The organism is Pseudochrobactrum sp. AO18b, assembly GCF_000409565.1.
In the GTDB taxonomy this organism is placed as follows: Bacteria; Pseudomonadota; Alphaproteobacteria; order Rhizobiales; family Rhizobiaceae; genus Pseudochrobactrum; species Pseudochrobactrum saccharolyticum.
The window spans coordinates 1-10,761 of the sequence record NZ_ANNO01000398.1; the positions used below are offsets into that span (position 1 = coordinate 1).

Below are 10,761 nucleotides of genomic sequence, written 5' to 3' on the forward strand. Positions count from 1 at the left end.
ACTGCACTTCCGCCTTCAGCTCTTCCTCTGTCGGAACCGAAACCAGAGGTTTAACGGTCTTCGCAGAGATCAGCGTGTAGAACATCGGCACCACAAACAGGGTGAACATTGTACCGACCATCAGACCGGTGAAGATCACCAGACCCATGGAGTAACGCGCTGCCGCACCGGCACCGGTTGCCATCATCAGCGGTACAACGCCGAGCGCCATAGCTGCAGTTGTCATCAGGATCGGACGCAGACGGGTTTTAGCCGAAGCGATAATCGCATCGTGACGGCTCAGTCCGTGTTCATGGCGCTGCTGATTGGCAAATTCCACCATCAGAATACCATGCTTAGTAATCAGCCCCACAAGGGTGATCAGACCAACCTGCGTATAGATGTTCAGCGTACCGAGACCAAGGTTCAGCGGCACAATCGCACCGAAAATCGACAGCGGAACGGTCATCATAATGATGAACGGATCGCGGAAGCTTTCGAACTGTGCTGCCAGCACCAGATAAATCACAACAACAGCCAGCGAGAAGGCGATCAGGATTGTATTACCCTGTTCGATTTCCAGACGTGACTGACCCGAATAGTCAATGAAGAAGCCTTCCGGCAGCTTGGCATTGGCAATATCAAGGATCGTTTTCAGACCGTCACCGGTTGTAACACCTGGCAGCGGCAGAGCCGAAATCGTTGAGGAGTTCAGCTGGTTGAACTGTTCAATTGCAGTCGGGGAAGCCTGATTTACAATCTTCACCACGGCAGACAGCGGCACCATCTCACCCGAAGCACTGCGAACATAGAATTCACCGAGCTTGGACGGATTGCGGCGATATTCATCCGGCACCTGCATGATAATATCATAGCTGTTATTATCACGGTCGAACTGGGCAACCTTACCACCACCGGTCATCAGACCGAGGGTTGCACCGATTTCGCTGACAGTCACACCCATTGCGGATGCACGTTCACGGTCAACTTCAATCGTTGTCTGCGGAGAATTGAACGACAGGGAGTTCTGAACAATGATGAACTGTCCCGAAGCCTGCGCTTCATTCTTGATTTCCTCAGAGATTTCGAAAACCTGATCCGACGAACCTGTCGACTGGATAGCGATCGAAATCGGCAGACCACCACCGGTACCTGGCAGCGACGGCGGAGCAAAGATGAAGGCCTGTACGCCGGTCACATCTTTAATACGCTTGGTCAGGTCTTCCTGAATCTGCTTCTGCGAACGGTCACGCTGCGACCAGTCTTTCAATGCCCACAGAGCAATACCTTCGTTTGTCGCACTGCCAAAACCGACAATGTTAAAACGGGCTTTCAGTTCAGGCAGATCTTTTGTCAGTTCATCGATCTGGTCTGCATAAAGCTTGGTATAGTCTGATGTCGCATATTTAGGACCGCTGAACATCGAGAACAGCGCACCGGAATCTTCTTCAGGAGCCAGTTCCGATGAGGTGTTCACGAACAGGAAGCCCATAACACCAACCAGAGACACAACGACCAGCATGGTGATCGGACGATAGTTCAGAGAACCGGAAACCCAGCGTTCATAGCCGTTTTCAAAACGGGTGAACAAACGGTCTACAAACTGGGCAAAGCGGCTGGCTTCACCATGTTTCAGCATGCGCGAACACATCATCGGAGAGATGGTCAGTGCCGCCACACCGGACAGAATAACCGCACCGGCAAGCGTGAACGCAAATTCACGGAACAGCGAACCGGTCAAACCACCGGTAAAGCCAAGCGGTGCAAACACCGCAGCCAGTGTAATCGTCATCGCCACGATGGAAGAGGTAATTTCCTTCATGCCCACAAAGGATGCATGGATCGGTGTCAGACCTTCTTCAATATGGCGGTGAATATTCTCAAGCACCACGATCGCATCGTCCACCACCAGACCGATGGCAAGAACCATCGCCAGCAAGGACAGAAGATTGATCGAGAATCCGAGAATGAACAGGAAGAAACACACACCGATCAGCGAGATCGGAATGGTAACAATCGGGATCAGAACCGAACGGAACGAACCAAGGAACAGCAGGATCACGATAACAACGATAATCATCGCTTCTGCAATTGTTTTGAAAACCTCAACAATCGAAGAAGAAATCTGCTCGGTCGCATCATAAACCAGAATGATGTTCATGCCCTGCGGCAGGCTGTCCTGAATGCTCGGCAGTTCCTTGTTCACGGCTGTTGCCATGTCAATCGGGTTGGCCGAAGGCGTCGGGAACACACCGATAAATGTACCGCTGGAACCGTTGAATGTCACAACAGTATCCGTGCTCTTTGCTGCCAGTTCAACATTGGCAACATCGCGCATACGGATAATATCGGAACCTTCCGCACGGATCGGCATCTCCGCAAAAGCCTCAGGCGTCTGCAAAGTGGAACGCAGGGTAATCGCAGTTGCGAAATATTCGTTCTTTGTCTTACCCGGTGCCGACAGGAAGTTGGATGCTTTAATCGCAGCCAGCACTTCCGAAGCTGTCACATTACGGGCAGCCATACGGATAGGATCAACCCATACGCGCATGGAGTATTCCTGACCACCGAGGATCTGCGCATCAGCCACACCTTCAATGGTGGACATGCGCGGACGGATCACGCGGTCAATATATTCCGTGATCTGCTCATTGGTCATATTCGGGTTCTGTACGGCCAGATACATGGTCGCAAAGGACTGACCGGTACCTTTGGAGATGACCGGATCTTCCGATTCACTCGGCAGATCGCCGCGAACCTGATTGACCTTGGAGATAACCTCTGTCAGCGCCGCATCGGGATTAGCCCCGAGCTTCATCTGAACCGTAACAGTGCTGAGTGACTGGCTACTTTTGGAAGTCACATAGTCAACATTTTCAGTCGTCGCCACTGCTTTCGCAATAGGCGCGGTGATGAAGCCCTGAATGAGCTCCGCGCTGGCACCGGCATAGGCGGTCGTAACGGTGATAACCGTTTCGTCCACTTCCGGATACTGCCGCACTGACAGATTAAAAATCCCCTGCAAACCAAGCAGGATAATCATCAGCGCAACAACAATCGAAAGAACCGGCCTGCGTATAAAACTATCAGAAAAGCTCATCTCTCGACCTTATGGTTTCTTCTGGGCATCAGCAGGATTGACCTTATTGTCAATATGCGCACCCATCCCGTTGCTCAGGCGGTTCTGGCCGGAAGTCACGACAATATCGCCTTCCTTAACGCCGCTCAGAACTTCAACATTATTACCGGTACGGCGGCCAAGCTTCACAAACACCTGATGCAGGATCAGATCATCAGCTGTTGCTGCTGCATCTGTCTTTGGTGCATCTGCTGCCTGAGCGGCATCGGTTTTCGCAGCTTCTTTTTTCACCACAGTGAAAACATAGTCACCATAAAGGCTGGTCACGACACTGGTCAGCGGCAGAACAATCACATTGTTTTCTTCCGGCAGAACAACACGAACCTGTACGAACTGCCCCGGTACCAGTGATTTTTCAGAATTATCAACCTGTGCCTGAATGGAAACCAGACGGCTTGCAGGGTCGATTTTCGGATCAATACCGATGATTTTGCCTTTGAAAGCGTAATCCGCAGCGGATTCACCGATCTGAACTTCCTGACCGATCGACAGGTTCTTCAGTTCCTGCTCCGGTACGGTGAAGTCCACACGCATCGTGTCAACATTCTGCAATGTTGCGACAACATTACCGGGTGCCATGAACTGGCCGATATCCACGCGGGAAATACCGATCACACCGGAGAAAGGTGCAATAAGACGCTTCAGATCAACTGTTGCCTGTGCCTTGGCAACATTTGCCTTTGCGGAAGACAAAGCCGCAGCGGTTGTATCAACATTGGATACAGCGCCGACGCCCTGTGTGCGCAATGTCTGCGCACGCTTGTAATTCTGCTCGCTCAGCTCGGCTTCAGCCTTGCTTGCTACGAGATCAGCTTTCTGGATTTCATCATCCAGCTGCACCAGAAGATCGCCTTTTTTGACGTGCTGGTTAGGCTTGAAGAGGATTTCTTTGACAATACCGTCGATCTGGAAAGTCAGATTGACACCGTCTTCAGCACGGGCGGAACCGATTGCTTCAACGCCGGGCAGCCACTGGCCCGGTTTGACCTCAAGGGTTGAAACGGCCTGTGACGGCTGCTTCATATTTGCAAAGAAGTCCTTAATGGCCTGCGCACGGAACAGGTTAAACCCGATCAGCCCTCCGCATACCAGAACAAGCAATATAATCGCGATGATGAAACGCTTAATCATCTTATGTGGCACTCCTGCCGCAGAATGGATACAGAACGAAGAATGTCCAATCGGCATGGCTGGACACACGTTTTTATTAAATAGGGTGCGATAACTGTACGTTAAGCTGAAAATTGTCAACTCATGCTTGGTCACGCTATGGTCATCAGCATTGTCCGGCAACGAAATTACCGGCTCATATCAGGCCGGTTGATAAACCCGTTTCCGGCTCAACGCATTCACAAGAAGGAAAATGCGGATCAGAAATGTCAGGATTTGCCCAATTTCGGCGCAAGATTTTGTCTGCAAACGGTAAATTTATCTCCGATCAATATAATTTTTGCCGTTTTCACATCAATTCTTTGAAGCTTAGACTAAAAATCGGATTTTTACACCTTATATTATCGGCCGCGCATCTTCCGGCATTACTCACGAAATTGTTATGAATTTTAACCATTCCGCCGGCGCGATCCGGCGGTTGTGCACTACGGGAATTGTTTTCCTGCACTATATTATGCCATGATTCATTGCTGATTATGAAGACAGCTATTATGCCAAATTCATCTCAGCCTGTAACAAACGGACAATGCTTTCCCATGAGAAAACGACAAACGGCAACATTATCCGCATTCATGACAGGGGCAGCCCTGCTGCTGACCTTGCCCGCCTCGGCTCAGGACATGCGCGCACCGGTAAAGGCAACGCAGGAAACTCCCGAACCTGTCTACTCCCTGCCCGGTGTTAAACCTGCCAAACCCATTGTGACACCGCCGCAGGCAGAACCGGATGAAACCTATCTTCAGAGCAATCCGGACGGCAGCTTTATGGTCGGCAAGACCAGAGTGAAAATCAGCGGCTCGATCATCATGGATATCGGCAACAATCCGCCAAGCAATAAATAACAAGCGCCGCTCAAAATTCGGGCCACATATATTCCTGCATAAAATAAAAGCCGCAGAGACCAGACAGTCTTCGCGGCTTTTTTATATCAATTCAGATCGGCCGGAAATTACCGGCACTTGCTGCTCTTGTTTAAAATCACAGCAATGCCGTTTCCGCAGATCTCTGGCCGAGCAGGAATAATCTGAATTTCCCCTGCCCTCGTCACAGACTGATTAGCTGTTAACAGCGTCTTTCAGGCCTTTACCAGCCGAGAATTTTGGTACGTTACGCGCAGCAATTTCAACTTCCTTGCCGGTCGAAGGATTACGGCCTGTGGAAGCTGCGCGATGGGAGACGGAGAAAATACCAAAACCTGGCAGACGAACTTCGCCGCCGTCCTTCAATGCACCGGTGACGGATTCAAGCACAGCGTCAACGGCTGAAGCAGCATCGGTCTTGGTGAGACCTGATTTTTCTGCAACGGCAGCAACCAGTTCATTTTTGTTCATGAGGTAATTCCTTTCGTGTTTTTTTCCGCTGGTTACGACTCAGCCGGATTGGCGAAGTTTATTCAAAGAAACAGCTGAACCAAGCAGAGTTTTCCTTTTCGACCCCGCAAAAGCAGGGTTAAACACAGAAATAACCCCTGAAAACCGGCATTTTGCCCTCTCTAGCACCAAGAGGTTCCCAATTTTACACGATCCAAGGCACGAAATGCCGGCATTGCGAATCTACAGACTGCTAAGGGATTCTGTCGCTGACAGGCCAGAATTCACCTGTTTGCCGGTCATTTTTCACGCAAGTTTCCGGCCGTGAACGCGCAATAAAAAAAGCGGCCGGAGCCGCTTTTTCAGATTATCCGCGAGGGCATTCCTGCCCTGCTCTTTAAATCAGCCGTGAACTTTAGCGGCGATTTCAGCAACGCGCTTGCCCTGGAAGCGTGCACCTTCGAGCTCCTGCTCGGAAGGCTGGCGGGAGCCGTCACCATCGGCAGTGGTTGTCATACCATAAGGTGCGCCACCGCGAACAACATCATTACCGAGCTGCCCCTGATAGGCATAGGACAACGGAACGATAATCATACCGTGATGCTGCAGCTGCCACTGGGTGGAGATCAGCGCCAGTTCCTGACCGCCATGCTGTGTTGCAGACGAAGCCATAACGGAACCGATTTTGTTCACCAATGCGCCTTTGGCCCACAGACCACCGGTCTGGTCAAAGAAGTTTTTCATCTGTGAAGACATGGTGCCGAAACGCGAAGAAACGCCAACGATGATCGCATCATAATTTTCGAGATCTGCAGGTGTTGCAACTTCTGCTTCCTGATCCAGCTTGAAGCCGGAAGCCTTGGCAACTTCAGCAGGCACCAGTTCTGCAACGCGTTTAATATCCACCTGAGCACCGGCTTCGCGCGCACCTTCTGCAGCGGCTTTCGCCATCTGTTCCATGTGACCATAAGCGGAATAATAAAGTACCAGAACCTTAGCCATATTCGAAAATTCTCCGTTTTAATCAGGTCTGCCGATGCTGTTCTGAGACAAAACCGACAACCACATTGATATCCATGCATCCTATTTAATACAGAAATTGAAATGCACCAGTCGCGACTTACAGGACGCACTGTTCAACATTCAGGACAATAACCGGCCGTTAGCACAGCAATGCTTCCGCTTTATGAAACAATGCGGATCGCAAATCAGCACATCAGCATCACTTGACGATCGGTGCCCTGTCCGGTCATGTTCTGGTTGTGAATGGAGTCTCCCATGACGAATAAACAACCCGTGATTATCCGTGCGGCAATGCTGGCAATCGGCGACGAACTGCTCTCCGGCCGCACCAAAGATAAAAATATCGGCTATATGGCCGACCGCCTTTATGATGCCGGTATTGATCTGACCGAAGTTCGTATTGTCGCCGACGATCAGCCGGCCATTGTTAAGGCCGTGCTTGAGCTGAGTGAAGCATATGACTATCTGTTTACGTCCGGCGGTATCGGCCCGACCCATGACGATATCACTGCGGATGCCGTATCCGCCGCTTTCAGCCTGCCTTGTATTTATGATGAAAAAGCCATGGCATTGCTGGCTGCTCATTATAAATCCAGAGACATGGAATTCACGCCGTCGCGCCAGCGCATGGCGCGTATGCCGCAAGGCGCACAGCATATTGACAATCCGGTCTCTGTTGCCCCCGGTTTCATTATTGCCAATGTCTATGTGATGGCCGGTGTGCCTTCCGTTTTTCAGGCAATGGTCGAGAATATTCTGCCTACTTTGCGTACCGGCAGCCGCTTTCATTCCCGCACAATTATCTGCCCGTTTGGCGAGGGCGTGATCGGCATTCCTCTGCGTGAAGTTCAGGAAACCCATCCTGAAACAATCATCGGCTCTTATCCGAAATTCGAGAACGGTAAGTTTTCGACAGAGCTGGTTGTGCGTGCACGCGATGAGGAAAAACTCGCCGCGGCAGCCGCAGCTGTTGAGAAAATGCTGGCAGATATTCAGCAATAATTGCAAGCATTTGCGTTTATCACCGCCATAAAATACGTTATAATACATGTCAGGTATTATTGAGGAAACGGACAGCAGATTATGATTGATCCCCCGCTATAAAAGGGGGATTGATGCCGAGAAATAAAATCATCTGAATTTGCGCAGCTTTCACGCGTAACGAATACGGAGTGTTATCCATGTCCTATCGTACCGTCATCGCCTATATCCGCAGCACACAGGAATTGCAGAGAATATACAGGGCTCTTGCGCTGCTCGCGCAAGACGGGGAGCCCATGCATGTAACCGGCCTCTATGTTATTCCGACACCGGTTATTTATTCTGATGCAAGCGGCTTTATAGATGCCAGTTTTTATGAAGGCCATCTTCGGCATCATCAGAAAAATGCCGAGGCTGTTGCCCACCTCTTTCAGGAACAGATTACCCGCTATGCCACAACGTCTGAATTCCTGATCGTCCGCTCCGAAAGCGACAATGCGAGCCAGACCATCAATGAATTCGGCATGGCTGCAGATCTCATCCTTGCCGGACAGGCCGATCCGGATGATCCGGACACACAGATCACCCCTCTGGATCAGCTCGTATATAATACCAAAACCCCGACACTTATTGTGCCGTATAATTTCCATCCGCCCCGCAGCATCCGCCAGCTCGCTATCGCTTTTAACGGAAAATATGAAGCGTCCAGCGCTGCTTTCGATGCTTTGCCGCTGGCACGCCATTGCGCAACCGTGCGCATTGTCTGGGTCAACGCACCAAAACCCGAGAGTGAAGAAGCAGCAACAACGGTTATCCCTGCCCCGCACCGCGACCCTGACGCGCCGCGCGAAGCACCGGAAATCGCGGTCAGATTGCAGCAGGCCTATCAGCGCCACGATATCTCAGCCAGAATTGATCTGATCCCTTCCGAAGGGCAAACCGTTCAGGATCGCCTGCGCGCCTATGTCGAAGCCAATGAAATTGATGTGCTGATTATGGGGGCTTACAGCCAGTCACGCTTGAAAGAGCTGATCTTTGGCGGTGTCACACGCTCATTTTTGGCGAATATGCCCTGCCTGACACTGTTTTCACGCTGATCCTTGTTTCCAGAGCATTTCCGGCAAAAGTGCGAAGCGGTTTTGCGTAGGATAATGCGACAAACTAAAGAATCTAGAGCGAGTATTGCGATCCAGCATGGACGTAAACCGCTCTAGAGCGTGTTGCATTGAATTGCATTCACTGCGCTCGCTCTATCTCTTTGTTTTTACGCATGTCACTATCGGATAACCGGCACCCACTTTTCCGCGATATGCTCCAGCGCAGAAGTGCTCTATATCCGGCGCCAGAAACGAAAGAAAACGAAAACAAGTGAAAATCACACACAACTGCAGATTTATCTGCGGTTGTGGCAAAGTTAATATTGCCAGAAAAGTGCTTTTTCGTTTATCACGGTAAATCACCTGAAAACGGTAAATCTACAATGATGTGCCGAATTTAGGGTCTTGTACTCTGCCGGAATACCGTCATTATTTCTGATAAGAAGCGGATGTAATGAATCCGGTTCCCGGCGGATATTTTACTGTTTTCAAACTCTCTGCCGGTTTGAATCATACTGAAACGAAACAACAGTACAGAGCCACCGCAACTTTCATCTGAGACGGCGGATCTGTCAGACTATTTTATAAACGGAGCATTTCGATGTCCTTGCCTGATAAAGCTTTCCCGGTTTCCTGGGACCAATTTCATCGCGATGCCCGCGCACTCGCATGGCGTATTTCCGGACAGGGTAAAGACTGGCACGCAATTGTCGCCATCACCCGTGGCGGTCTGGTACCGGCAGCCATTATCTGCCGTGAGCTTGGCATCCGCATGATCGAAACCGTCTGCATTGCCTCCTATCATGATTACAGTGAACAGGGTGAATTGCGCGTTATCAAATCCATCGGTGAAAAACTGCTGGAAAATGGCGGCGAAGGCGTTCTGGTCATTGATGACCTCACCGACACCGGCAAGACCGCAAAAATTGTACGCGATATGATGCCAAAAGCACATTTTGCGACTGTTTATGCCAAGCCGCAGGGACGCCCGCTGATTGATACATTCGTCACCGAAGTCTCGCAGGACACATGGATTTATTTCCCTTGGGATATGGGTTTCACCTATCAGGAACCGATTGCCAAAGGCCATCGCGGTTAAATGATTTGTGTCGCCGTCAGATTTTTCTGATGGCGACACTGCAATGCCGGCTCCGAACAACTGATAAAACCGGCAGCTGTGCTAAATTTTTATCTGCGTAAACTACAAAAAATAAGCGCTGCCAGATCATACTGACCGGAATGGGTGGTCAACATGATGTCCTGACAGATAAAGCGCCGGAACTTAACAAATATATTTCGTCTTATTCTTGAGACGATCACACCTCAGACAATTTAAAACCATATTGATGAGGATAATGATTTGCATAAACAATATGCATCTCAGAATAAGCATATGAATAAATGCCATATATTCAAAATGGCCAACAAAATATATAAAAAGGTAAGTAAACTCAGTGAATATACAGGGAAGCGGAATTGTCGCGACAGATAAACGGATTTTAACAGCTGCAGGACGCCTTCTGCAGGTTGCGGCATTGGTCTATCGAAATCCCGGCCCCTCTCCTGAAATTCTGTTGATTACAAGTCGCGGCACCGGTCGCTGGATTACGCCAAAAGGCTGGCCGAAAGCCGGCAAGACATTGCATGACATGGCACTGCGTGAGGCTTTTGAGGAAGCGGGCATTCGCGGCTCTGTTAATCCTGATCCTGTTGGCCAGTTTGATTATATGAAATATGATCTGCCAGCCGAAGCCATTCCAAGCTTTACCGTTAATGTCTATGCCGTTGAATTTGAACGCATGGCGAAGAACTGGCCGGAGCGCGGTCAGCGTATCAGTGAATGGGTCAGCCCTGAAGAAGCTGCAGCGCGTGTTGATGAACCGGAATTGAAAAAACTGCTGCTGAACCTGCCGGACTTCATCTACAGCAAATAAATTTCAGTAGAGCGCCGTGTCCGGACTTGGCACACAAAATTCGCTCTAACACTTTAAAATCAGCGCATAATGTTACCTTAAACTGATCCAAGTTTAAAGAAATATGCTCTAAAATTGTAAAGGGGCCC

At 50.0% G+C, this 10,761-nt stretch carries 9 protein-coding genes; 5 read left to right on the forward strand and 4 right to left on the reverse strand.

All coding sequences use genetic code 11. The features are described from left to right. On the reverse strand, positions 1–3,079 hold a 3,079-nt coding region (locus tag A918_RS0115325; RefSeq protein WP_022711906.1), incomplete at its 3' end, for an efflux RND transporter permease subunit. Positions 3,080–3,088: 9 nt separating this feature from the next. Then, a complete protein-coding gene (locus A918_RS0115330) occupies positions 3,089–4,249 on the reverse strand; it encodes an efflux RND transporter periplasmic adaptor subunit (protein ID WP_022711907.1) in 1,161 nt (386 codons plus the stop codon). Positions 4,250–4,824: 575 nt separating this feature from the next. On the opposite strand from A918_RS0115330, the gene A918_RS20720 reads away from it, so the two are divergent. After that, positions 4,825–5,130, forward strand: coding sequence for a hypothetical protein (locus A918_RS20720; protein ID WP_225684799.1), 306 nt, complete (start codon positions 4,825–4,827; stop codon positions 5,128–5,130). A gap of 213 nt (positions 5,131–5,343) precedes the next feature. Here A918_RS20720 and A918_RS0115340 read toward each other — a convergent pair whose 3' ends face one another. Further along, positions 5,344–5,619, reverse strand: coding sequence for an HU family DNA-binding protein (locus tag A918_RS0115340; RefSeq protein ID WP_022711909.1), 276 nt, complete (start codon positions 5,617–5,619; stop codon positions 5,344–5,346). Positions 5,620–6,000: 381 nt separating this feature from the next. Next, the gene (wrbA, locus tag A918_RS0115345) at positions 6,001–6,600 is read right to left on the reverse strand and encodes an NAD(P)H:quinone oxidoreductase type IV (protein ID WP_022711910.1); all 600 of its coding nucleotides are present in this window, start codon (positions 6,598–6,600) and stop codon (positions 6,001–6,003) included. Positions 6,601–6,876: 276 nt separating this feature from the next. Here wrbA and A918_RS0115350 point away from each other — a divergent pair, with 276 nt between their 5' ends. The 4 genes from A918_RS0115350 (at position 6,877) to A918_RS0115365 (ending at position 10,633) form a co-directional block, all read left to right on the forward strand. Further along, the gene (locus A918_RS0115350) at positions 6,877–7,623 is read left to right on the forward strand and encodes a competence/damage-inducible protein A (RefSeq protein WP_022711911.1); all 747 of its coding nucleotides are present in this window, start codon (positions 6,877–6,879) and stop codon (positions 7,621–7,623) included. Between the two features lie 179 nt (positions 7,624–7,802). Continuing rightward, entirely contained in the window at positions 7,803–8,699 is an 897-nt protein-coding gene (locus tag A918_RS0115355; protein WP_022711912.1) for a universal stress protein, read from the forward strand. Between the two features lie 601 nt (positions 8,700–9,300). Next, positions 9,301–9,798 (forward strand): xanthine phosphoribosyltransferase, encoded by a 498-nt coding sequence (gene gpt / locus A918_RS0115360; protein ID WP_022711913.1) that lies wholly within the window; start codon positions 9,301–9,303, stop codon positions 9,796–9,798. Positions 9,799–10,153: 355 nt separating this feature from the next. Next, positions 10,154–10,633, forward strand: coding sequence for an NUDIX hydrolase (locus A918_RS0115365; RefSeq protein WP_022711914.1), 480 nt, complete (start codon positions 10,154–10,156; stop codon positions 10,631–10,633). Positions 10,634–10,761: the final 128 nt, after the last annotated feature.